The following is a 23,353-nucleotide window of genomic DNA, read 5'->3' on the forward strand; positions in this document are numbered from 1 at the left end:
CCCCGGACCTTAGACACCGGGTACGACACTTCCAACGGATTAAGAGCGACCGGACGCGACCTCAGAGGTCGTGGGGGGTGGTGGCGGTGCGGGCGGCCGCGACGAGGCGGTCGGTCTCCGCGAGGACGTCCGGGTCGTCGATGGGGGTGCCGGGGTCGTAGTGGACCATCCAGGTCAGCCCGTCGCTGCCGGGGACGCGGCGGCCGACGATCCGGCCGGATCCGCCGGGCAGGGCGTGGTGCTGGGTGTACGCGACGGATCGGGTGACCCGGGTACGAACCTGGTGCGGCAGGTCACCCGGATCGAGCAGCAGGTACCGCTCGGCGGGCAGGTCGGCGACCACCCGGTAACCGTCCCGCTCGGCGGTCTGTTCCCCCGGGGTCACGGTCAGCTCCCGGCCCGACCAGACGGCCTTGACGATGTCGTGCCAGCCGATGCGGTGGCCCCGCCCCGGCAGCCAGAGCCCGAGATTGGTGGCGACCACCACCCCGTCGCCTTCGCCGTTGCCGGCGGCGGCCCAGGCAAGCACCCGCTCGTCGCGCTCCAGTGGCGGCCGGTCGGCCGGTGGCAGCTTGGGCCGGCGGCGGAAAAGTGGCATCCCTACAACCCTCCCGCCGCCTGCTCGCGCAGGGCACGGGCGTGCTGCTCCAGTGAGAGCAGCTCACCGAAGGCGGCGAAGTACTCGTCCTTGTTGTTGACCGGATTGATCCGCTGGATCCGGGACTTCAGCTCCCGGATCCGCGCGGTGACCGATCCCCACTGCAACCGGGCCATCGTGATTGAGACGTAGCGCGGGTCGGGTTCCCCGTCGATCCGCAGCGGCTCCACGGCCAGCTCGCCGACCAGGGCCTGGGCGGCCAGGTCCGCGCAGGCGTCCCGTACCGCCTCGATCCACACCGCGCCGCCGGCCGCCGACGCGGCACCGCCAGCCGCGGCGACCGCTACCCGGACGGCCACGTGCACCGGATGCCGGTAGTCGCTCGCCTCGACCGCGTCGAACATCGGTCCGGCCAGCACCGGCTCCTGCAGGGCCAGCTTGAGCGCCTCCCGCTCGACCATCGACTGTGGGCTGTCCACGGTCGGCTCGGTGCGGCCGGGGCGCACGGTCGGCTCGTCTCCCGGGCGTCCCGAGGCGGCGGCGAGCACCGCCCGCTGTACCGGCTCGATCTCCATGCCGAGGTCACCGGCGAGCTTGCGGACGTACTCCGGGCGCTTCTCCCGGTCCTTGAGCTTCGCCACCAGCGGCGCGGCGCGGCGCATCGCCTCGACCCGACCGTCGACGGTGTCCAGGTCGTACCGGCTGATCACGTGGCGCAGCGCGAAGTCGACAAGCGGCTCGCGGCGGGCGACCAGATCGCGGACGGCCAGGTCGCCCTTTGCCAGGCGCAGCTCGCACGGGTCCATGTTGTCGGGGCTGACCGCGATGAAGGTACGCCCGACGAAACGCTGGTCGTCGTCGAAGGCGCGCAGCGCGGCCTTCTGCCCGGCCGCGTCCCCGTCGAAGGTGAAGATGATCTCTCCAGCGACCGCGTCGGTGTCCAGCAGCAGCCGCCGCAGCACGCCGATGTGGTCGGCGCCGAACGCGGTGCCGCAGGTCGCCACGGCGGTCGGTACGCCGGCCAGGTGGCACGCCATCACGTCGGTGTAGCCCTCGACCACCACCACCCGGCCCTGCTTTGCGATCTCCCGCTTGGCCTGGTCGATGCCGTAGAGCACGTGGGACTTCTTGTAGATCGGCGTCTCGGGAGTGTTGAGGTACTTCGGGCCGTCGTCGTCGGCGAAGAGCTTGCGCGCACCGAAGCCGATCACGTCGCCGGTCAGGTCCCGGATCGGCCAGAGCAGCCGGCGGCGGAACCGGTCGATCAGGCTGCCCGAGCGGGCCGGGCGGGACAGCCCGGCGGTGACCAGTTCGTCGTGGGTGAAGCCCTGCTGGCGCAGGTGTCTGGTGAGCAGGTCCCAGCCGTCGGGGGCGAAGCCGCAGCCGTACCGATGCGCGGCGGCCCGGTCGAAGCCGCGCTCGGCCAGGAACTCCCGGGCGGGACGGGCACCGGCCGTGGCCAGCTGGGCGGTGTAGAACTCGACGGCGGCGGCGTGCGCCGCCACCAGCCGCTGCTTCTGCCCCTGCTGCGGGCGGTTCGCCCGAGGCGCGGACCGGTCGTCCTCCACGTACCGCAGTTGCAGGCCGGCGCGGGCGGCGAGCCGCTCCACCGCCTCGACGAAGCTGAGGTGCTCGGCGTCCATCAGGAACTTGATGGCGTCGCCGCCGGCACCGCAACCGAAGCAGTACCAGACGTTGCGGGCGGGCGAGACGTTGAACGACGGGCTCTTCTCGTCGTGGAAGGGGCAGAGCCCCTTGAGGTTGCCGCCGCCGGCCGACTTGAGCGTCACCGTGTCAGAGATGATCTCGGCGATGGACGTACGTTCGCGGACCAGCGCGATGTCCTCGTCCCGGATCCGCCCCGTCATTGCGCCACCCCCTCCACCTACATCCTGCCTGCCCGCTCACGCGGGTAAGGAAGGGCCCCCTGTTAACGCCTGCGGTAGAGGAAGGGCCCCTTATTAACACACGGGAACACGCGGGCACACGCGGACAGCGGCGCGCCGAGTGTGGGCGAAGGGCAGCGGCGCGGCGGGCAGGAACGGTCAGCGAGGACGGCGACGCAGGTACCGCCGCACCGGCGGCGGATCCTCCTCCTCGTACGACCGGGCGGCGCGGACCGCTTCGGCCAGGCCGTGCCGGCGGTTGCGGGCCGGCGCGGCCAGCAGTGGATCCTGGGCCATGTCCTTGATCAGGGCGGCGGCCAGTCCGAGCATCACCACCACGAACGGCAGCGCCACCATGATGGTGGCCTGCTGGAGCGCGTTGAGCCCGCCGACCAGCAGCAGCACCGCGGCGACCGCGCCGATCAGGATTCCCCAGCTGACCACGAGCACCCGGTGCGGGCGCAGGGCACCCCGGGAGGTCAACGAGCCGAGCACCAGCGAGGCGGAGTCGGCGCTGGTCACGAAGTACAGCGCGATGAGCACCATGGCGAGCACGCTGCTCAGCGCCGCCAGCGGCAACGCGTCGAGCAATCCGAACAACGCCTGCTCGCTGCTGGCGGTCGCGTCCGCGACCAGGTCACGCACCCCGGTGGCCTGCACCCGCAGCGCGCTGCCACCCATGATCGCGAACCACACGGCGCTGGCGCCGCTGGGTACCAGCAACACGCCGATCAGGAACTGCCGGACGTTACGACCCCGGGAGATGCGGGCGATGAAGGTGCCGACGAAGGGCGCCCAGGAGATCCACCACGCCCAGTAGAAGATCGTCCAGCCGCCCAGCCAGGCGTGGTCGGAGAACGCTCCGGTGCGGGTGGACATGAAGATCAGGTTGTTCAGGTAGTCACCGATGGAGGCGGGCAGTACCTCGAGGGTGTAGATGGTCGGCCCGACCACGAAGACGAAGAGCATCAGCGCGACCGCCAGCACCACGTTTGTGGTGGAGAGCCACTTGATGCCCCGGTGCAGCCCGGTGAAGGCGGAGATGACGAACGCCAGGGTGAGCGCCCCGATCACCACCAGTTCGACCGCGGTGCTGTCCGGCACGCCGGCGACCAGGTCGAGCCCGGCGGCGACCTGGAGAGCGCCGAGACCGAGGCTGGTGGCGGAGCCGAAGACGGTGGCGAAGACGGCCAGCAGGTCGATGACCCGGCCGGTGGCACCGTCGGCCCGGTCCCCGATGAGCGGCCGGAACGCCGCAGAGATGCGGTTCTGCCGGCCGCGACGGAACGTCGAGTAGGCCAGCGCCAGCGCCACCACCGCGTAGATCGCCCACGGGTGCAGGGTCCAGTGGAAGAGCGTGTACTGCATCGCCGCCGACGCCGCCTGCCCGGTCTCCGGCGGAACGCCGGTCGCCGGGGGCGGCGTGGCGTAGTGCTGGATGGGTTCGGCGACGGCGAAGAAGACCAGGCCGATGCCCATGCCGGCGCTGAACATCATGGCGATCCAGGCGAGGGTGGTGAACTCCGGCTCCTCGTCGTCGCGGCCCAGCCGGATGCGGCCGAACCGGGACAGCGCCAGCACCACCGCCAGCACCAGGAAGGCATTGGCCGCCACCACGAAGAACCAGCCGAACGTGTCGATCACCCACGTCAGACCGGACTCGCCGACGCTGGCCAGCGAGTCGCGGGCCGACACGCCCCAGACGACCACGGCGAGCACCCCGCCGACGCCCAGGCCCAGCACGATCCGGTCGATAGCGCCGCCCGTACCACCAGGTTCGGCGGTCTTCTCGTCCATCCGCTCGGTCATGGTCACCCCTGACCATCCTCCCGTTCCGCTGCGGTCGTGATCCGACTTCCGGCGAATCACCCCCGATGGTCGGCTTTTGACCCACCAGGGCGGTGTTGGGGTGCCACCTTGCCGGTTATCGGTCCGCAGGTCAACCGAGCGGAGCGGGAACCCGTGCCTGCTCGTCGGCCTCGACCTGGCGGTTCCAGTCGGGCTTGGTGGCCCGCCAGCCCTCGTCGTCCAGGCCCTGACGCCAGTAGCCGGAGATGGACAGCCACTCACGGGGAACCGCTCGGTCCACCCGCAGCAGCCGGCGCAGCTGCCGTACGAAGGACGCCTCGCCGTGCACGAAGGCGTGCACGGTCCCGGGCGGGAACTCCAGCGCGCGTACGGCGGCCACCAGCGCCTCACCCACCGGACGTTCGCCCCGGTGCAGCCAGGTCAGGCGGACCTCCCCGGGGCTGGGCAGCGGCTGCTCGTCGGCCGGGCCGTCGACCTCGACGAAGACGTACGCGGGCGCGCCGACCGGCAGCCGGGCCAGGGAGGCGGCGATCGCCGGCAACGCGCTCTCGTCACCGACCAGCAGGTGCCAGTCGGCCTCCGGGCTCGGCGAGTAGGCCCCGCCCGGGCCGACGAACAGCACCTCGTCGCCGGGCCGCAGTGCCGCTGCCCACGGGCCGGCCAGTCCCTGGTCCCCGTGGTGCACGACGTCGACGGTCAGCTCACCGGCCGCCGCGTCCCAGGCCCGCACCGTGTAGGCGCGCAACCGTGGCCACTGCTCGCGGGGCAGCTCGCGCCGGATGGCGGCGAGGTCGATCGGGCGCGGATGGTCGACTCCGGCGACCGGAAAAACGATCTTTATGTAGTGGTCGGTGAACTCGCCGACCGGCAGGCCGACCAGTTCGTCCCCGCCGAGCACCAGCCGAACCACGTGCGGGGTGGGCCGCCAGGTACGCAGCACGCGGGCGGAGGTGACCTTCTTCGGACGATCCGTCATTCGGTAAGGCTAACCTCACTCGTGGGGCGCCGGTCGCCCACCGGCCCCGGTGTCAGCTTCTGATCAGGCGCTCGTGCCAGGCCAGGGCGGCGGGATCGGTCAGCGAGGCCACCTGGTCGATCACCACCCGCAGTCGGGCGCCGTCGTCCGGTGCGCTCCGCCACAGCGGGGCGAAGACCGGGTCGAGCGCGTCCGGTGCCCGCGCGGCGAGTGCCTCCACGAGGCCGGCGACGATCTCCCGCTGCCGCCGGTAGCGCCCCTGCGCGCCGGGCCGACGCATCACGTAGCGCAGGGCGATGCCCTTGAGCAGCGCGCACCGGGCGCGCAACGACCGGGGCACGACCAGGTCGGCGGCGTACCGCCGATGTGGCCCCGGGCCGAAGCGCTCGGTGGTGGCGGCGACGGCGGTCGCCACGAAGCGACCGGTCAACACGCTGGTGGTGGCCTTGAGCGCGGCCTGAGCCCGGTGGCTGCCGTCGTAGCCGGCCAGCGGGGCGAGCACCGGATCGGCGAGCAGTTCGACCAGCGCCTCGTCGAGGTAGCCCGGCGGCTCGGTCGAGTAGACAGCGGCCACGTCGGCGCAGAGCGCCGCCCGCTCGTCGGCGTCGGCGAGCAGCGGCTCCAGGGTGAGGTACCCGCCGTGGATGCCGTCCTCGACGTCGTGCACCGAGTACGCCACGTCGTCGGCCCAGTCCATCACCTGCGCCTCCAGGCAGCGCCGCTCACCGGGCGGCGCGCCCTCGCGGACCCACTCGAAGGCGGGCAGGTCGTCGGCGTACGCCCCGAACTTGCGCCGGCCCGGCCGGCGGGTCCACGGATACTTGCCGACCGCGTCCAGTGAGGCGCGGGTGAGGTTCAGCCCGGCGGACTCGCCGTCGGGCCCGTACACCTTGGCCTCCAGGCGGGTCAGTACGCGCAGCGTCTGGGCGTTGCCCTCGAACCCACCGCAGTCGGCGGCCAACTCGTCCAGCATGGCCTCGCCGTTGTGACCGAACGGCGGGTGCCCGAGGTCGTGGGCCAGCCCCGCGGTGTCCACCACATCCGGGTCGCAGCCCAGCCGAGCGCCCATCTCCCGGGCGATCTGGGCCACCTCCAACGAGTGGGTCAACCGGGTCCGCAGGAAGTCGTCGGTGCCGGCCGTGTGCACCTGGGTCTTCGCGGCCAGCCTGCGGAACGCCGCCGAGTGCAGCACCCGGGCGCGGTCCCGCTCGTACGGGGACCGGCCGTGCTCCGGGTCCTTGACCGGCTCGGTCGCCCGACGGGCCGCGTCCGGCTCAATCCCCACGCTGCCGCAGCACGCAGAACTCGTTGCCCTCCGGGTCGGCCAGCACGGTCCAGTCGTCGCCGTCCTGACCGACGTCGACGTGCCGGGCACCCATGTCGACCAGCCGTTCCACCTCGGCCTCCCGATCGGTCGGGCGCAGGTCCAGATGCAGCCGGTTCTTGCTCTCCTTGGCACCGGTCACGGGCACGAAGACGATGCCGGGAAGCCGGTCCGCACTCTGCCGGATCTCCACCTCGTCCGGCCGTTCCTCGACGATCTGGTACCCGAGCGCCTCGGCCCACCAACGGGCCAGCCGGCCCGGGTCCCGGGCGTCGACGGTCAGGCTCTCCCACACGCTGGTCATGCCGGCACCACCGCCGCGGCCGGGCCAGCCTCCGACAGCTCGGTACGCGATCTCATCCGGCCATCCCTTCGCGACGTCGGCCCACGGGCCAGGGCCTGTGTCAAGGTCCTCCGTCACGCCGAGGCGGAGTCCAGGCGGCGGCCGGCAAGGCGGAGATCGGTCCGGATACCGGTGTCGCATCCGGACCGATCTCCAACGCCGCCGGTCGTTGTCTGGGCCCGCCGCAGGCCGGCCAGGGACCTTAGGTCAGGTTACGCCCGGCCACCCGGTTCGGCGCGTCGGCGACATTCCCACGGCGGGTCCGCATCCTCCGATCAGACGAGAGTTGTCGTCTGATCGCCGACCGTGACGGGATCGCGCACATCGACGTCCACGGGTAGCGTCGCCATCGCGGAACGTCACCTGTTGCGGCGGAGACACGACCGGTGGGAGAGGCACGCTCGTGAACGCGGAAACGATGATGGGCACCGAGCTGCGGGGGCTGCGCCGCCGTCGCCCCGAGGTCGCCGGCACGGTCCTCGCCGGCACGGACGGCCTGCTGATCTCCAGCGACCTGCCCATGACCGACGCCACCCACCTGGCGGCGCTGGCGGCGGCCAGCTTCGGCCTCGGGCACCGGATGGCGGCCACCGTCCGGCACGGCGAGTTCCACGAGTCCGTGGTGCACACCGCGGCCGGTTGCGTGATCACCTTCCCGGCCGGTAAGGACGCCCTGCTGACCCTGGTCGCCGACCCGGGGGCGGATCTGGCGGCACTGCGGGAGGAGGCCCGCGGGATGGTCCGCCGGGCCGGTCCGGCGCTGGCCGCATGCCGTCGTCCGACGTTGCTGCCCCACCAGCCGGATCCGCACGCCCCGCTGGCGGTACGCACCCCGATGGCGACCCTGCCGAACCAGCGCCCCCGCCGCGACCCGTCGATCACCTGGCGCCGCCCCCCGATCTGACTTCCCATCCGGGGTCGACCGTCCGACGACATCGGGGATGTTGCTGCCTCGCCGGTGGCTCGACAGAGCAGCATCCCCGATGTCGCTGCCTCACGTCAGCACCCTCAGCGGCTGTCCGAGCCGGTGGTGACAACTGCGGCCCGGCCGGCCTCCAACCGCGCCACCGGTACCCGGAACGGGGAGCAGGAGACGTAGTCGAGCCCGACGGAGTGGAAGAAGTGCACCGAGTCCGGGTCTCCGCCGTGCTCGCCGCAGACACCGAGCTTGAGCCCCGGGCGAGCCGCCCGGCCCTCCTCGGCCGCGATGCGAACCAGCCGGCCGATCCCGTCGGCGTCGATCGACTCGAACGGTGAAATGCCGAAGATGCCCAGCTCCAGGTAGCGCCAGAAGAACGCCCCCTCCACGTCGTCGCGGGAGAAGCCCCAGCCCATCTGGGTCAGGTCGTTGGTGCCGAACGAGAAGAACTCGGCCGCCTCGGCGATCTGCCCGGCGGTCAGCGCCGCCCGAGGTACCTCGATCATCGTGCCGATCAACACGTCGACGTCACTGCCGCCGACCACCTCGGCGATGATCCGCTCGGCCTCGGCGCGTACCGTCTCCAGCTCCTGGACCGCACCGACCAGCGGAACCATGATCTCCGGGCAGGGCCGTACGCCCTGGCGGGTGCACTCCACGGCGGCCTCGGTGATCGCCCGGACCTGCATCGCGAACAGGCCAGGGATGACCAGGCCCAGGCGCACGCCGCGCAACCCGAGCATCGGGTTCTCCTCGTGCATCCGCCGCACGGCCGCGAGCAGGGCCTCCTCCTTGGCGACGTCCTCACCGCGCTCCTGGGCGACCGCCACGTTGACCGCGAGCTGCTCCAACGGGGGCAGGAACTCGTGCAGCGGCGGGTCGATCAGCCGGACCGTGACCGGCAACCCGTCCATCTCCCGGAAGATCTCCACGAAGTCCGCCCGCTGCAACGGCAGCAGCGCGGCGAGCGCCTCCTCCCGCTCCGTCGCGTCCCGCGCCAGGATCAGCCGCTCCACCAGCTCGCGACGGTCACCGAGGAACATGTGCTCGGTGCGGCACAGCCCGATCCCCTCGGCGCCGAAGCGCCGGGCCCGCGCCGCGTCGGCGGCGGTGTCGGCGTTGGTGCGTACCGCCAGCCGCCGGCTGCCGTCGGCGTGCGACATGATCCGGTGTACGGCCTTGACCAGGGCGTCGTCCGTGGTCGCCGGGTCGAGATCGCCCTCGAAGTACCGCACCACCTCCGACGGGCTGACCGGCACCTCACCCAGGTACACCTTCCCGGTGGTGCCGTCGATGGAGATCACGTCGCCCTCGGTCACCGTGTGTCCGGCCACCGTGAACCGCCGCTTCGGCACGTCGATGTCCAGCTCGTCGGCGCCGGAGACGCAGGTCTTGCCCATCCCCCGGGCCACCACCGCGGCGTGGCTGGTCTTGCCGCCACGCGAGGTGAGGATGCCCCTCGAAGCGATCATGCCGTTCAGGTCGTCCGGGTTGGTCTCCCGGCGGACCAGGATGACGGCCTCGCCCTCGGCGGCCAGTTCGACCGCCCGGGCGGAGGTGAAGACCACCTTGCCGACCGCCGCGCCCGGTGAGGCACCGATGCCGGTGGCGACCGGCTGGAACTCGTGGTCGAGCTGGAAACGCGGGAACATCAGCTGGGCCAGTTGTGCGCCGTTGACCCGGTGCAGGGCTTCGTCGAGGTCGATCAGGCCCTCGTCGACCAGCTGACCGGCGATGACGAACGCGGCGGCGGCCGTCCGCTTGCCGACCCGGGTCTGGAGCATCCACAGCTTGCCGCGCTCGATCGTGAACTCGATGTCGCACAGGTCCCGGTAGTGCCGCTCCAGCCGGGCCATGTAGTCGAGCAGTTCGTCGTAGGAGTCCTTGTCGATCCGCTCCAGCTCCTGCAACGGCACGGTGTTGCGGATGCCGGCCACCACGTCCTCGCCCTGGGCGTTGGCGAGGTAGTCGCCGTAGATGCCCTGGGCGCCGCTGGCCGGGTCGCGGGTGAAGGCCACGCCGGTGCCGGAGTCAGGGCCCAGGTTGCCGAAGACCATCGCGACCACGTTCACGGCCGTGCCGAGGTCGGCCGGGATGCGCTCCTGCCGGCGGTAGACCACCGCCCGCTCGGCGTTCCACGACTCGAACACCGCCCGCACGGCCAGATCCAACTGCTCCCGCGGATCCTGTGGGAACTCCCGGCCGGTGTGCTTGCTGAAGATCTTCTTGTACGCGTCGACCAACTCGCGCAGGTCGGCCGCGTCCAGGTCGAGATCGTCGGTGGTGCCCCGGGCGCGCTTGGCCTCGTCGAGCGCGTGCTCGAACTCCTCACCCGGCACCTCGCAGACCGTCTTGCCGAACATCTGGATCAGCCGCCGGTAGGAGTCCCAGGCGAACCTCTCGTTACCGCCGGCCTGTGCCGCCAGGCCCACGACGGAGCGGTCGTTGAGACCGACGTTGAGCACGGTCTCCATCATTCCGGGCATCGAGAACTTCGCCCCCGAGCGTACGGAGACCAGCAGCGGGTCGTCCGGGTCACCGAGCCGCCGGCCCATCCCGCGCTCCAGCGCCGCCAGGTGGGCGGCGATCTGACCGGCCAGCCCGGCGGGTTCCGCGCCGGTGTCGAGGTACGCCTTGCACGCCTCGGTGGTGATGGTGAAACCGGGCGGTACCGGTAGGCCGAGATTGGTCATCTCGGCCAGGTTCGCTCCCTTGCCACCGAGGAGGTCCTTGAGATCCTTGTTGCCCTCGGCGAAGTCGTAGACGTACTTGTGCTCGACCGTCTCTTGTGCTGCCACCAGAGCCTCCCACGCGCCCGGATTGACACTTAACGAAGGTTCAGTTTTCTGTTTCCCCGGAACCACACGCTGGTAATCCGGGAGGTCGTGCCGATCGGTGGGCGAAGGCTAAGCGAACAACGCGCGGCCCGGGAGCATTCGGTGACAATAGGCACAGCAATCACGACTGTCCGCGTTCGGGACAGTTTTTGGGAACGTTTCCACGCGCACATTCACGCAATTGCCGACCTCCCCGTACCCTTGACGGCACGCTGTGTCACCACGCCTCGCACCATTGCCACAACCGCCGCGAATACACCCCCTCGGAGTCCTCGTGTCCGCGCCGTCCAGCCACACACCAGAGCCCCTCGATCCGTCCCGCACCGCCGACGTCGCCGTCCGGCCCGACCCCGCGCCCACCGCAGCGGACGGAGCCGCCGCGCGGGCCGACGTCACCGCCGGGACCGAAACCGCCGCGCACGCCACGGCCCAGACCGCCGGGCGTACCGCCGGGGAGCTGGCCAGGGCGGCGGACCGGGAGGCTGCGACGCTGCTCGCCCCGCCGGCACCGGTCCGGCTGGGCGATGTGGTGCCCGCTCCGGAACGGGTCGAGCCGGACGACACGGCCGACTACCTGATCACCGCCGACACGGTGATCCGGGTCAGCGCCGACCCGGCCGCCCTCGCCGTCGCCGGACAACTCGCCGCGCTGCTGCGGCCGGCCACCGGGTACCCGCTGCCGGTGACCGACACCACCACGTCCGCCCGGGCCGCCGACGCCGGGTCCGCGACCGCCACCGGTGGCGTCGGTGACCTCGGCGGCATCGTCCTCGACCTGACCGGCGAGGCCGGGCTGGGCGCGGAGGGCTACCGGCTCCACATCACCACCACCGGGGTTCGCATCACGGCCGGCACCGCCACCGGTCTCTTCCACGGGGTGCAGACGCTGCGGCAGCTGCTACCGGCCGCCGTCGAGAGCGCCACCCCGGTCGCCGAACGCTGGGTGCTCCCCGGAGGCTCGATCCTCGACCGCCCCCGCTACCCGCACCGGGGCGCGATGCTCGACGTGGCGCGGCACTTCTTCGGCGTCGGCGACGTGCTACGGGTGATCGACCATCTGGCCCGGTACAAGCTCAACCGGCTGCACCTGCACCTCACCGACGACCAGGGCTGGCGGATCGCCATCGAGTCCTGGCCCCGGCTGACCGCCGTCGGCGGTGCCGGCGCGGTCGACGGTGCCCCCGGCGGGTACTACACCCGGGCCGACTACCAGCGGATCGTGACGTACGCCGCCGACCGGCACATCACCGTCATCCCCGAGATCGACCTGCCCGGTCACACACACGCGGCGCTGACCGCGTACGGCGAGCTGGCCCCGGACGGGGTCGCCCCAGCGCCGTACACCGGCACCGAGGTCGGGTTCAGCTACGTCGACCCGGCCAACGAGCGCACGTACGACTTCGTCGCCGACGTGCTCGGCGAGATCGCCGCCCTCACCCCCGGGAGGTGGCTGCACATCGGGGGCGACGAGGCGTTCAAGGTGCCCGCCGAGGTGTACGCCGATTTCGTCGACCGGGTGCAGCGCATCGTCGCCGGGCTGGGCCGGGAGGTGATCGGCTGGCATCAGATCGCGCCCGCCGCCCACGCCGACGGCCGGATCCTCCAGTGGTGGGGCACGACCGGCGAGGACCCGGTGACCGCCGAGGCGGTACGCCGGGGTGCCCGGTTGATCCTCTCCCCCGGCAACCACGCGTATCTCGACATGAAGTACGCCCCGGACACACCCATCGGGCACGACTGGGCGGGCCTGATCGACCTGCGCCGGGCGTACGACTGGGACCCCGGCGGTCACCTGGCCGGCGTACCGGCCGAGGCGGTGCTCGGTGTCGAGGCCCCGCTGTGGACCGAGTCGGTGACCACCCTCGCCGAGATCGAGTTCATGCTCTTCCCACGGCTGCCCGCCATCGCCGAGTTGGGCTGGTCACCCCGGTCGACGCACGACTGGGGCTCGTTCCGCGAGCGGCTGTCGGGACACGTTCCGCGCTGGGCGGCCGCGGGCATCGCGTACCACCGCTCTCCCGAGCTGCCCTGGCCGACTCCGGCGACGCCGGTTCCCGCTCCGCGCGACCCGTCGACCGGTTCCGACGGTGTCGGGGACCAGCCGCTCAGCCGTCCCGGCGAGCCGCCGGCCCGTCCAGAGACCGCCTCAGGCCGGGGATGAGGCGACCTGTCTGATGCCGGCCGTGTGGCCTGCGCCCTCTCGGGGCCTCGTGACCGGATGGCGAGTTATGTCTGGATAGACCGGTTCGGCGCGACCGTGTCTGGCCAGCGACGCGCCGCATCCCGCGATGACCGATTCGGCGGTGACCGGCACCACCCCGCGGGTGGAATCGCGGGACCCGTCCGACGGTTGTACATGACGTAACCACGGGCACCTCCGAGCGCGGCCCCCGGGCCGGCCGGAATGACCCCCCACCCCCGGGCGTTACATCCCCGGTAACCGCGAGCGCCCCCCGCGCCGCACCCCCCGGGGCCGGAATGACCCCCCACCCCCGGGCGTTACATCCCCCGGACGTCGCGAGCAGGATCCCCGATCCCCCGACGACCAACATCCCCTTTCTGAACGCGGCCCACCGCACCCCCTGCGGCGCGCGCCGCGCACCCCCGACCGAAAGGTGCAAATCATCATGGCTACCACCATCCTGCGCAAGACCGCCCTGACCATCGCCGCAGCCGCCGCCACCGCCGGTGGCATCGCCGGCCCCGCCATCGCCGCCCAGGCCGCTCCCGCGACCAAGCCGGTCGTGCAGGTGCAGGCCGAGCGCAAGCCCGGCGGCGAGCGTGAGCTCGACGTGCGCTACGAGGCGCAGCCGAACTTCTACTACTGTGGCCCCGCCGCCGCCCGCAACGCCCTGAGCGTGCAGGGCAAGAACATCGACGTGGACGCCATGGCCAAGGAGATGCGTACCACCGAGGCCGGCACCAACTCGATCAACGACATCACCCCGGTGCTGAACAAGCAGACCGGCAAGGACGTCTACAAGTCGGTCGAGATCTCCGGCGCCAAGGCCGACGCCAAGCAGACCGACAAGCTGCGCGACGACATCGTCCGCACCGTGGACGACGGCCGGGCCGTGGTCGCCAACATCGCCGGCACCGCCACCGACACCGACGGCATCGCGCACAGCTTCGAGGGCGGCCACTACATCAGCGTCGTGGGTTACCGCGACGGCGGCGAGACGGTCACCATCGCCGACTCCGCCGACCCCGCCCAGGCCTCCTACCGGATGAGCATCGACGCGCTCGCCGACTGGATCGCCACCCGCGGCTACAGCGCCACCTCCTGACAACCGAACAACATCACGAAGGGCCGACCCCCCCGTGGGGTCGGCCCTTCGTCGTCCCCACCCATCCCACCGCACCGCGACTTCGGGATGTTGCCGTCCCGGGTCGTCGCGAGGCAGCGACATCCCCGAAGTTGCCGCCCCGGTACGCGCATCGTGCCAGCGTCAGAGCAGGTCAGAGCCGCTTCACCGGGTCGAGAAAGTTACCTGCGGAAGCCTCGGGAGCTATTGACACCCCATCGGGCCCGACCTAGTGTCCTCTGGAGTTGTACATGGTTGTCCATAGACAAGAGGCAGACATGAGGATCGCGGTGATTGGCAGCTACGGTGCCGGGCTCACCATGCGGGTGCCACGGGCACCGGTCGCGGGCGAGACCCTCTCCGGCGGCCGGTTCGCCTCCGGGCACGGCGGCAAGGGGTCGAATCAGGCCGTGGCCGCGGCGCGCCTCGGTGCGGAGGTCAGCTTCCTGACCGCAATCGGCGCGGACCAGTTCGGCGAGGCCGCTCGCCAACTGTGGACCGACGAGGGGGTGGACGCCAGCGCCGTCCGCACCACCGACGCGGCCACCATGGTCGGGTTCATCCTCGTGGACGACGACGGCGAGAACCGGATCGCCATCGCGCCGGGCGCCCTCGACGAGCTGAGCCCGGCCGACGTCGACCGATTCGCCGCTCGCATCGCCGAGGCCGACCTGGTCGTCGTCAGTCTGGAGATCCCGCTGCCGGTCGCACTCGCCGCGCTGCGTACCGCCCACGAACACGGGGTGCGCACGCTGCTCAACCCGGCCCCGGCCGCGGCCCTGCCCGACGAGGCGTGGGCGTGGATCGACGTGCTCACCCCCAACGCCAGCGAGGCGCGGGTGCTCACCGGCCTCGACCCGGCCGGCTCCGCCAGCGCCGAGGAACTCGTGCAGCGCCTGCGGGTCCGCTACACCGGGACCGTCGTACTGACCCTCGGCGCCGACGGCGCCCTCGTGGACTCCGGCGGGCGGCAGACCCGCGTCGCGCCGGTCACCGCGCCCCGGATCGTCGACACCACCGGTGCGGGTGACGCCTTCACCGCCGCGCTCGCCGTCGCTCTGACCAGAGGTGACGACCTCATCGAGGCGGTCCGGTACGCCGCCGCAGCCGGCGCCCACGCCGTCGGAGTCGCCGAGGTCATACCTGCCCTGCCTGGCCCGGACGATGTCGCGGCCCTGTTGAGGAGATGAGAGAGATGGCCCAGATGACCGCGCAGGCGGCCCCGCCGGAGGTGCCCGCCGCCGCCCCCCGCAGCCCTTCACCCCTGCAACGGTTCCTGCACGCCCGCGAGGCGAGCACGTTCCTCGCCCTCGTGGTGCTCTTTCTGTTGGGCACGATGCTCGCCCCGGGCTTCCTCGGCACCGACAACTTCCTCACCGTCGGACAGCAGATCGCCCAAATCGGCATCATGGCGATCGGGGTCACCTTCGTCATCATCAACGCGGAGATCGACCTCTCCGTCGGCTCGATCTACGGCCTCGGCGCCGTGGTCACCGGCCTGCTGATGACCTCGGACATCGCCTGGCCCCTCGCGGCCCTGGGCGGGATCGCTGCCGGTGCGGTCGCCGGCCTGCTCAACGGCCTGATGACCGTGGGCTTCGGGATCCCGTCCTTCATCGTCACCCTCGGCACCCTGAGCGTCTACCGGGGAGTGACCCTGCTGCTCAGCGGCGGATCGCCGATCTCGCTGTCCGCCAACGACCCCAACGTCGCCGAGTTCAACCTGCTCGGTCAGGGCAAGCTCTTCGGCCTCCTGCCCATGCAGCTGGTCATCTTCGCCCTCGTCGCGGTGCTCGGTGCGATCGTGCTGTCGCGCTCACGCTACGGCTTCAACACCTACGCCGTGGGCGGCAGCGCCGAGGCCGCTCGCCTGTGCGGCATCAACACCGGCCGGGTGAAGATCGCCGCCTTCACCCTCTCGGGCACCCTGGCCGGCCTCGCCGGCGTACTCGGCCTGTCCTTCCTGTCCTACGTGCAGGGCGTCACCGGCACCGGGATGGAACTCGTGGCCATCTCCGCCGTGATCATCGGTGGTGCGGCCCTGTTCGGCGGCTCCGGGACCATGCTCGGCACCGTCATCGGCGTCGCCTTCATCGGCGTCCTGCAGAACATCCTCAACCTGCGCGGCATCTCCTCCTTCTGGCAGACGGTGGCGACCGGTGCGGTGATCATCCTCGCCGTGGCGGCCGACAACTGGCTGCGCAGACGCTCCGGGCGTCGCTGACCCCGCGTCGGCACCCGCCCATCGCCCGTCCCCCACATCGCAAGGAGTTCTCCATGAGACTGTCCATCCGACGCCGGGTCGCGGTCGCCGCGACACTCGGCCTGACGCTGCTCGCGGGCGCCGCCTGCGGCGCGGTCACGCCAGCGGGCAACGCCAGCAGCGGTGACGGCGAGTTCCAGCTCGCCGACTACATCAAGCAGGCCGTCGACAACGGCGAGACCCTCAAGATCCGGCTCAGCTACCACGACCCGTCGCTGGCCTTCGCCGTACCGATCCGGCAGGGCATGGAGCGGGGGGCGGCCGAGCTCGGCGTCGAGGCGCAGATGATCGGCCCGACCGGCGGCAACGCCGCCGACCAGGTCGCCGAACTGCAGACCCTGATCAACCAGAAGCAGATCCACGGCCTGGCCGTCTCCTCGGCCAGCAACGACGCGCTCAAGCCGGTCATCGCCCAGGCGTACGACGCGGGTATCCCGATCATCTCGTTCAACACCAACAACCCCGAGTCGAAGCAGATGGGTTTCGTCGGGCAGGACCTCGTCGCCTCGGGTGAGTCGCTGGCCAAGGAGTTGCTCGGTGTCCTCGAGGGCAGGACCGGCAAGGTAGTGGTGGTCTCCGTCGACTCCGGTGCCGGGTGGTCCAACGACCGCTTCTCCGGCTTCCAGACCGGCGTGCAGGGCTCCGGCCTGGAGATCGTCGGCCCGGTGAACACCGGCAACGAGCCGAGCGCCGCGTACAACACCATCGAGTCGACGATGGCCGCGCAGCGCGACGCTATCGCCCTGGTCTCCCTTGACTGCTGCAGCTTCACGGCCGGCGCGCAGTGGCTCCAGCAGTCCGGCAACGCCGGGAAGATCCACTCTGTCGGTTTCGACGTGCAGCCGCAGACCGTCGAGTACCTCGAACGCGGCGTGGTCGATCTGAGCATCAGCCAGGGCCCGGCCGAGCAGGGCTTCCAGGCCGTCAAGCTGCTCGCCGACTTCCTGAAGAACGGCACGGAGATCTCCGACGTGGACACGGGCGCGCTCGTGGTCACCCGCGACAACGTGGCCGACGTGCCGGTGGAGGGCTGACCGATGACCAGCCCGGCCACGATCGCCGCCCCGACGACGGCTGCAGCCGTCGAGGTGACGGGTCTGTCGAAGCACTTCGGAGCCGTCCGAGCCCTGCAGGACGTGACCCTGAGCGTCCCCACGGGCAGCCTCACCGCCGTGATGGGTGAGAACGGTGCCGGAAAGTCGACGCTGATGAAGATCCTGGCCGGGCTGGACAGCCCCACCGCCGGCACGGTCCGGGTCGACGGAGACGAGGTCCGCCGCTTCGACCCGGCCACGCTGCTCAGCCGGCACCGGGTCGCCCTGGTCCCCCAGGAACTCGCCCTCGCCCAGGACCGTACGGTCGCCGAGAACATCATGCTCGGCGTCGAGCCCGGCTCCCGCACCTTCCCGCACCGGCGCCGTCTCGACGAGCGGGCCGCGCAGTTGCTGGACCGGCTCGGCGTACGCGTCGACCCCCGCGGCACCGTCCGCCACCTGGACGCGGCCACCCAGCAGTTGGTGGTCATCGCCCGGGCACTGGCCCGGGAGGCCCGGCTGATGATCCTCGACGAGCCCACCTCGATCCTGTCGCCGGCCGAGTCGGACCGGCTCTTCGAAGTGATCCACTCGCTGCGGGCCGACGGGGTGACGATGCTGTACGTCTCGCACCGGATGCCCGAGGTCTTCGCCCTCTCCCAGCACATCCACGTGCTGCGCGACGGCCGCCACGTCGGACACTGGCCCACCGCCGAGGTCATTCCCGACACCGTGGTCGCCGCCATGGTGGGCCGGGAACTCGCCGCCGAGTTCGCCCGGCACGACACCCCGGCGCCCGCCGCCACGGCCACCCCCCGGCTGCGGATGCGCGGCGTCTGCGGCACCGGCTTCACCGACGTCGACCTGGACGTCGCGCCCGGTGAGGTGGTCGGCGTGGCCGGCCTGCCGGACAGCGGCCGGATCGAACTGCTGCGCGGCGTCTTCGGGGCCGACCCGATCAGCGGCGGGGAACTGGCGCTGGACGGGACGGCCTTCACTCCACGGACGCCGCGCGACGCCATCGAGGCCCGCGTGGCGTACCTGCCCGGCGAGCGCCGCCAGCAGGGGATCCTGCCGACCATGAGCGTCGCCGACAACGTCACCATCCTGACGCTCGGCCGCCGGCAGCGCTTCGGCCTGCTGCGCCGGCAGGCCCTGCGCCGCGACGCCGACAACCGGGCGCGGGACATGCGGGTGAAGACCTCGTCCACCGCCCAGGGCATCACCCAGCTGTCCGGCGGTAACCAGCAGAAGGCGCTGCTGGCCCGGTGGCTCTCCATCGAACCCCGGCTGATGCTGCTGGACGAACCCACCCGGGGCGTCGACGTCGGCGCCAAGGCCGAGATCTACCGGCTGTTCCGCAGCCTGGCCGACGACGGGGTCGCGATCCTCGTCTCCTCGTCGGACCTGCCCGAACTGCTGACCATCAGCGACCGGATAGCCGTCATGGCCGCCGGACGCGTGGTCGGCGTCATGCCCGCGGCGGAGGCCACCGAGGAGAAGGTCATGGCCCTGGCCACCGGCGCGCACACCATGAAGGAGAAGACATGAAGCGTACGGGCGTGCTCAACGCCGAACTGTCCGGAGTACTGGCCACCCTCGGTCACACCGACCTGCTGCTGGTGGTGGACGCCGGCTTCCCCATCCCGCGTACCGCCCACCGCGTCGACCTGGCCCTCGCCGAGGACCTGCCGTCGCTCACCACCGTGCTCGGCCTGATCGCCGACGAGATCATCGTCGAGGGTGTGGTCGTCGCCGAGGACGTCACCACCCACAACAAGCCGCTCGCGGACTGGCTGGGCCAGCGCTTCCCGGGCGTGCCGCTGAGCACCCGCCAGCACGCCGAGATGCTCGGCGAGCTGGCCGGACAGGCCAAGGCGATCGTCCGGACCGGTGCCTTCAACCCGTGGGGCAACGTCGGACTGATCTGTGGCGTGGACGTACCGCGCTGGTTCGACGAACCCGGGGTCATCGTGCCCGACTACTACCGGGACCGGATGTAGCGGCGCGCACCGCGCCACGACGTACCACATTGGAGAAGAACGTGAGCACTGCCATCCTGGCCGACACCGTCACCCCCGCCGCGTTGGCCCCCTACATCCAGCACACCCTGATCGAGGTCGGGGTCACCCGCGACCGGATCGTGGCCCACGCGGAGGAGACCGCCCGATACGGCTTCAACGCCGCGATGGTCCCCGGCTCCTGGGTACCGGAGGTCGCCGAGGTGCTGCGCGGCACCGGCATCGAGGTCGCCTCGGCCCTGGACTTTCCCTCCGTGGGGGTGACCACCAGCGCCGGCAAGGCCGCCGAAGCGGAGAGCCTGGTGCGCGCCGGTGCCACCCAGATCGACATCGGGGTGCAGATCGGCTGGCTCAAGAGCGGGCGGTACGACGCGTTCCGCGACGACATCGGGGGCGTCGTCCGCGCCGCCGGCGTACCGATCAAGGTGATGCTCGAACTGCCGTTACTCACGCCGGCCGAACGGGACATCGCCGTGGATCTGGCCGTGGAGGCGGGCGCCGCCGTGCTCAAGAACGCCAGCAGCGGCGCCGTCGAGGTGGCCAACCCCGACAGCATCGCCTACCTGGTGTCGCGGGCGCCGCAGGGCGTGACGGTCAAGGCCTCCGGTTCCATCAAGTCGTTCGATCAGGCGGTCGCCCTGCTGCGGGCGGGCGCGGTGCTGCTCGGCACCAGCGCCGGGGTGGCTATCGTCACCGACACGACCGACGATCAGACGACGAGCTACTGAGCCACCGTCGCCCCTCGGCCCGAGCGACCGCACCACGTTCGGTGTCGAGGGGCGGCGGTCCCAGAGTGGAAGGTGACATGTCCGACCAGTTGCAGGCGGCAGGGGCGTCCGAGCAGCTCGACCGCGACGCGCCGGTACCGCTGCACGCGCAGGTGTCGGAGCAGATCCGGGCCCGGATCCTGTCTGCCGAATGGCCACCGCACTACCGGCTGCGCAGCGAGCCGGAGCTGGCGACCGAACTCGGCATCTCCCGGGGCACCCTGCGTCGAGCGCTGTCCACGCTGATCCGCGACGGCCTGCTGGTGCAGGTACGCGGTCGCGGCACCTTCGTCACCTCCACCGCCATCGAACCCTCCATCGCCCAGAAGCTGACCACCCTGTCCGAGGACTTCGCCCGGCAGGGCGTCTCCGTCACCACGCAGGTGATCTCCCGGGATGTCATGCCCGCACCGTCGCCGGTGGCGGCCCTGCTCGACCTTCGACCAGGTCAGTCGGTACTTCGGTTGGAACGACTCCGGTCCATCTCCGCAGGACCGGTCGCCTGGTTGGTCAATTACGTACGGGTGGACCTGGCGCCCGGCCTGGAGGACGCCGACCTGGCTGACCGCTCCCTGTTCGGGCTGCTGGAGAACGACTACGGGCTGAAGATCAGCACCGGTCGGCGCACCTTCACCGCGACCGCCGCCTCCGGTCGGACCGCCGAGGCGCTCGGGGTTCCGGAGAATTTCCCGCTGCTCTACCTCGAACAGATCACCTATCTCGATGACGGACGGCCCATCGAGTACTCCGACGTGTGGATCCACAGCGAGCGGATGCGGGTCACCTCGCTGCTTTCCCGTCGCTGAGGCAGCCCTCGGGTCAGCCGCCGGAGTCCTCAAGCTCGGCGCCCTCGGGGACGGTGTCGTCGTCCCGGCTGGCCAGCCAGCCGTCGGGCAGGAAGACCTTGCCGGGCGAGTTGGTGCGGCCACGCGGCTGACCAAGCGTCTCCACCGGGAACGGCACGGCCGGGTCGAGCTTGCCGAGCAGGTCGTCCAACTCGGCCAGGCTGTCGATCATCGCCAGAGCACGACGCAGCTCACTGCCGATCGGGAAGCCCTTGAGGTACCAGGCGACGTGCTTGCGGAAGTCGGTGCAGCCGTCCCGCTCACCGCGGGCCGGGTTGCGGGCGCCGACGGTGAACTGCTGGACCAGCAGTTCAGCGTGCCGCCGCATGGTCACCGCCACCTCGCCGAGGGTGGGCAGCCGACGCTGCGGCGAGCCGTTGAAGGCGGCCTCCAGGTCGGCGAAGAGCCAGGGCCGACCCAGGCAGCCCCGACCGATCACCACTCCGTCGACCCCGGTGTGCGCCACCATCCGCAGCGCGTCGTCGGCCTCCCAGATGTCGCCGTTGCCGAGCACCGGCACGTCAAGGGCCTGTTTGAGGGTGGCGATCGCGTCCCAGTCGGCGGTGCCCGAGTACCGCTGGGCGGCCGTACGCCCGTGCAGCGCGACCGCGGCGACGCCGGCCTCCTGGGCGGCGAGCCCCGCCTCGACGTACGTCAGGTGGTCGTCGTCGATGCCCTTGCGCATCTTGACCGTGACCGGCACCCCGGCGGGTGACGCGGCATCCACCGCGGCCCGCACCAGGCGGGCGAAGAGCCGCCGCCGCCAGGGCAGCGCCGCGCCGCCACCCCGGCGGGTCACCTTCGGCACCGGGCAGCCGAAGTTGAGGTCGATGTGGTCGGCGAGGTTCCTCTCCACCACGATCCGCACGGCGGCGGCGGTGGTTTCCGGGTCGGTGCCGTAGAGCTGGAGGCTGCGTGGCGACTCGTCCGGCCCGAACGCGATCATCCGGAGCGTCTTCGGGTTCCGCTCGACCAGGGCGACCGTGGTGATCATCTCGCAGACGTAGATGCCACCGCCCTGCTCCCGACAGAGCTGCCGAAAGCCGACGTTGGTGATGCCGGCCATCGGGGCGAGCACCACCGGCGGCCACACCTGGTGCGCTCCGATCGCCAGCGGACGCAGGCCGGAAGCATTCGTCGTCACCGGCCCAAGTGTAAGGAAGGGCCCCTTCTTAACGTCTCGTGCATAGGAAGGGCCCCCTCTTAACGCGATGCATAACACACCTGGGCGGGCGTCGGGGCGTCGTCCACAGGACGGCTGGCTACGCACAGGCGTGCCGGTCGGGCCGGACAGACGCGGATGCGCCGCCGATGCTGCACCTCATGCGTACGCACCCACCCGATTTCGCCGACCTGGCCGAACGGCAACAGCAGATCGTCATCCGCACCCAACTGCTGGCCGCGGGCTTCCACGACATGTACCTGTACCGGCAGACCCGCCGCGGCTTGTGGCAGCGTGTCCTGCCCGCGACATACGCCCTGGTCACCGGCACCCTGACCGATGAGCAGCGGCGGATTGCGGCGGCCCTGTACGCCGGGGCCGAAGCGCAGCTGACCGGCCTCGCCGCGCTGATCTGGTACGGCTTTCGGCAGAGCCCGCGCACCGACGCCGTACATCTGGTCGTGCCGCATCACGCGCGCCGCAAGTCCGCCGGCTACGCGGTGATCTCACGGACCATGGCCCTGGACGAGCGGGCCCGCGCCACGCCGCTCTATTCGGTGTGCTCACCGGCGCGCGCGGTGGTCGACGCGGCCCGCGACCTGCGGCAACTGCGTCCGGTGCGGGCGGTCGTCGCCGAGGCCATCCAACGGGGGTACGCCGACCTCGCGTCCTTGGACAGGGAGATCCGCCGGGCTCGACGCAGCCGGACGGCGCTGATCCGGAAGGCGTTCTCCGAGGTGGCCCAGGGCACCCGGTCGGCACCCGAAGCCGAGTTGCGGGAGTGCCTCGCGGAGAGCCCGGTGCTACCGGAGATCCACTGGAATCCCCGCCTGCGCGAGGCGGATGGCGGGTCGTTGCCGACGCCCGACGGCTATCTGCCCGACGCCGCGGTGGCGCTGGAGGTCGACTCGCAGGAGTACCACTACCGCCCGGGCGACTGGGCGCGCACGCTCGACCGGCACAACGAGCTGAGCCGGCGCGGCATCCTCGTGCTGCACTTCACGCCGGCCCAGATCCGCCGCGAACCGCGCCGCGTCCGGCAGATGGTGGAGGACGCGTACGAGTCCCGGCGGGGCCTCGGCACCACCGTCCGGCTGTGGATCGACCCGCCGCACACACACCCGAACTCACGAGTACGTGAAGGTGCCGCCGCGAGGTGGTGAGTGTTAGGGCGTGTTTCATAAGTGGGTGCGGAGCCAGCTGTTGATGGCGGCGATGGTGATGGTGGCTTCGTAGCGGACGGCGAGTTTGTCGTAGCGGGTGG

At 71.3% G+C, this 23,353-nt stretch carries 19 protein-coding genes; 11 read left to right on the forward strand and 8 right to left on the reverse strand.

Annotated features, from left to right (window positions below):
- Positions 1 to 61: 61 nt before the first annotated feature.
- The 6 genes from SM447_RS24885 to SM447_RS24910 all read right to left on the reverse strand — a co-directional run bounded on the left by SM447_RS24885 (position 62) and on the right by SM447_RS24910 (position 6,897).
- Positions 62 to 598 (reverse strand): hypothetical protein, encoded by a 537-nt coding sequence (locus SM447_RS24885; protein WP_474575274.1) that lies wholly within the window; start codon positions 596 to 598, stop codon positions 62 to 64.
- A gap of 2 nt (positions 599 to 600) precedes the next feature.
- Positions 601 to 2,466: a DNA primase gene (dnaG, locus tag SM447_RS24890; protein ID WP_474575275.1), complete on the reverse strand. Its 1,866-nt coding sequence runs from the start codon at positions 2,464 to 2,466 to the stop codon at positions 601 to 603.
- Between the two features lie 177 nt (positions 2,467 to 2,643).
- Complete coding sequence (locus SM447_RS24895; RefSeq protein ID WP_474575304.1) at positions 2,644 to 4,281, reverse strand: BCCT family transporter; 1,638 nt, start codon at positions 4,279 to 4,281, stop codon at positions 2,644 to 2,646.
- A 142-nt stretch (positions 4,282 to 4,423) separates the two neighbouring features.
- Positions 4,424 to 5,269: a siderophore-interacting protein gene (locus SM447_RS24900; protein ID WP_474575276.1), complete on the reverse strand. Its 846-nt coding sequence runs from the start codon at positions 5,267 to 5,269 to the stop codon at positions 4,424 to 4,426.
- A 52-nt stretch (positions 5,270 to 5,321) separates the two neighbouring features.
- Positions 5,322 to 6,554 carry a deoxyguanosinetriphosphate triphosphohydrolase gene (locus tag SM447_RS24905; protein ID WP_474575277.1) on the reverse strand — a complete coding sequence of 411 codons (1,233 nt, stop codon included), beginning with the start codon at positions 6,552 to 6,554 and terminating at the stop codon, positions 5,322 to 5,324.
- The gene (locus SM447_RS24910) at positions 6,544 to 6,897 is read right to left on the reverse strand and encodes a VOC family protein (RefSeq protein ID WP_474575278.1); all 354 of its coding nucleotides are present in this window, start codon (positions 6,895 to 6,897) and stop codon (positions 6,544 to 6,546) included. The genes SM447_RS24905 and SM447_RS24910 overlap by 11 nt, the downstream gene beginning before the upstream one ends.
- Positions 6,898 to 7,339: 442 nt before the next feature.
- On the opposite strand from SM447_RS24910, the gene SM447_RS24915 reads away from it, so the two are divergent.
- Positions 7,340 to 7,840 carry a roadblock/LC7 domain-containing protein gene (locus SM447_RS24915; protein ID WP_474575279.1) on the forward strand — a complete coding sequence of 167 codons (501 nt, stop codon included), beginning with the start codon at positions 7,340 to 7,342 and terminating at the stop codon, positions 7,838 to 7,840.
- A 104-nt stretch (positions 7,841 to 7,944) separates the two neighbouring features.
- Here SM447_RS24915 and ppdK read toward each other — a convergent pair whose 3' ends face one another.
- Entirely contained in the window at positions 7,945 to 10,653 is a 2,709-nt protein-coding gene (gene ppdK, locus SM447_RS24920; protein WP_474575280.1) for a pyruvate, phosphate dikinase, read from the reverse strand.
- A gap of 313 nt (positions 10,654 to 10,966) precedes the next feature.
- Here ppdK and SM447_RS24925 point away from each other — a divergent pair, with 313 nt between their 5' ends.
- The 9 genes from SM447_RS24925 to SM447_RS24965 all read left to right on the forward strand — a co-directional run bounded on the left by SM447_RS24925 (position 10,967) and on the right by SM447_RS24965 (position 20,888).
- Positions 10,967 to 12,853, forward strand: a complete 1,887-nt coding sequence (locus tag SM447_RS24925; protein ID WP_474575281.1) for a beta-N-acetylhexosaminidase — start codon at positions 10,967 to 10,969, stop codon at positions 12,851 to 12,853.
- A 466-nt stretch (positions 12,854 to 13,319) separates the two neighbouring features.
- Positions 13,320 to 13,979 (forward strand): C39 family peptidase, encoded by a 660-nt coding sequence (locus tag SM447_RS24930; protein ID WP_474575282.1) that lies wholly within the window; start codon positions 13,320 to 13,322, stop codon positions 13,977 to 13,979.
- Between the two features lie 296 nt (positions 13,980 to 14,275).
- A complete protein-coding gene (locus SM447_RS24935) occupies positions 14,276 to 15,187 on the forward strand; it encodes a ribokinase (protein ID WP_474575283.1) in 912 nt (303 codons plus the stop codon).
- Positions 15,188 to 15,192: 5 nt separating this feature from the next.
- Positions 15,193 to 16,221 carry an ABC transporter permease gene (locus tag SM447_RS24940; protein WP_474575284.1) on the forward strand — a complete coding sequence of 343 codons (1,029 nt, stop codon included), beginning with the start codon at positions 15,193 to 15,195 and terminating at the stop codon, positions 16,219 to 16,221.
- 53 nt (positions 16,222 to 16,274) lie between these two features.
- Complete coding sequence (locus tag SM447_RS24945; protein WP_474575285.1) at positions 16,275 to 17,294, forward strand: substrate-binding domain-containing protein; 1,020 nt, start codon at positions 16,275 to 16,277, stop codon at positions 17,292 to 17,294.
- Positions 17,295 to 17,297: 3 nt separating this feature from the next.
- A complete protein-coding gene (locus SM447_RS24950) occupies positions 17,298 to 18,845 on the forward strand; it encodes a sugar ABC transporter ATP-binding protein (RefSeq protein ID WP_474575286.1) in 1,548 nt (515 codons plus the stop codon).
- On the forward strand, positions 18,842 to 19,297 hold the full coding sequence (rbsD, locus tag SM447_RS24955) for a D-ribose pyranase (RefSeq protein WP_474575287.1): 456 nt from the start codon (positions 18,842 to 18,844) through the stop codon (positions 19,295 to 19,297). Before SM447_RS24950 ends, rbsD begins: the two co-directional genes overlap by 4 nt.
- A 41-nt stretch (positions 19,298 to 19,338) precedes the next feature.
- A complete protein-coding gene (deoC, locus tag SM447_RS24960) occupies positions 19,339 to 20,043 on the forward strand; it encodes a deoxyribose-phosphate aldolase (protein WP_474575288.1) in 705 nt (234 codons plus the stop codon).
- Positions 20,044 to 20,120: 77 nt separating this feature from the next.
- Entirely contained in the window at positions 20,121 to 20,888 is a 768-nt protein-coding gene (locus tag SM447_RS24965; RefSeq protein WP_474575289.1) for a GntR family transcriptional regulator, read from the forward strand.
- Between the two features lie 13 nt (positions 20,889 to 20,901).
- On the opposite strand, the gene dusB is transcribed toward SM447_RS24965, so the two are convergent.
- Entirely contained in the window at positions 20,902 to 22,071 is a 1,170-nt protein-coding gene (gene dusB / locus SM447_RS24970) for a tRNA dihydrouridine synthase DusB (protein ID WP_474575290.1), read from the reverse strand.
- A 179-nt stretch (positions 22,072 to 22,250) separates the two neighbouring features.
- Here dusB and SM447_RS24975 point away from each other — a divergent pair, with 179 nt between their 5' ends.
- On the forward strand, positions 22,251 to 23,252 hold the full coding sequence (locus SM447_RS24975) for a type IV toxin-antitoxin system AbiEi family antitoxin domain-containing protein (protein WP_474575291.1): 1,002 nt from the start codon (positions 22,251 to 22,253) through the stop codon (positions 23,250 to 23,252).
- Positions 23,253 to 23,353: the final 101 nt, after the last annotated feature.

This window comes from Micromonospora aridisoli (assembly GCF_056150025.1).

Excerpts from the sequence above, each read along its gene's own strand:
- SM447_RS24885 (WP_474575274.1), bottom strand. The coding sequence starts at position 598 with ATGCCACTTTTCCGCCGCCGGCCCAAGCTGCCACCGGCCGACCGGCCG.
- dnaG (WP_474575275.1), bottom strand. The coding sequence starts at position 2,466 with ATGACGGGGCGGATCCGGGACGAGGACATCGCGCTGGTCCGCGAACGT.
- SM447_RS24895 (WP_474575304.1), bottom strand. The coding sequence starts at position 4,281 with ATGGACGAGAAGACCGCCGAACCTGGTGGTACGGGCGGCGCTATCGAC.
- SM447_RS24900 (WP_474575276.1), bottom strand. The coding sequence starts at position 5,269 with ATGACGGATCGTCCGAAGAAGGTCACCTCCGCCCGCGTGCTGCGTACC.
- SM447_RS24910 (WP_474575278.1), bottom strand. The coding sequence starts at position 6,897 with ATGACCAGCGTGTGGGAGAGCCTGACCGTCGACGCCCGGGACCCGGGC.
- SM447_RS24930 (WP_474575282.1), top strand. The coding sequence starts at position 13,320 with ATGGCTACCACCATCCTGCGCAAGACCGCCCTGACCATCGCCGCAGCC.
- SM447_RS24935 (WP_474575283.1), top strand. The coding sequence starts at position 14,276 with ATGAGGATCGCGGTGATTGGCAGCTACGGTGCCGGGCTCACCATGCGG.
- SM447_RS24940 (WP_474575284.1), top strand. The coding sequence starts at position 15,193 with ATGGCCCAGATGACCGCGCAGGCGGCCCCGCCGGAGGTGCCCGCCGCC.
- SM447_RS24945 (WP_474575285.1), top strand. The coding sequence starts at position 16,275 with ATGAGACTGTCCATCCGACGCCGGGTCGCGGTCGCCGCGACACTCGGC.
- SM447_RS24950 (WP_474575286.1), top strand. The coding sequence starts at position 17,298 with ATGACCAGCCCGGCCACGATCGCCGCCCCGACGACGGCTGCAGCCGTC.
- rbsD (WP_474575287.1), top strand. The coding sequence starts at position 18,842 with ATGAAGCGTACGGGCGTGCTCAACGCCGAACTGTCCGGAGTACTGGCC.
- SM447_RS24965 (WP_474575289.1), top strand. The coding sequence starts at position 20,121 with ATGTCCGACCAGTTGCAGGCGGCAGGGGCGTCCGAGCAGCTCGACCGC.
- SM447_RS24975 (WP_474575291.1), top strand. The coding sequence starts at position 22,251 with ATGCGTACGCACCCACCCGATTTCGCCGACCTGGCCGAACGGCAACAG.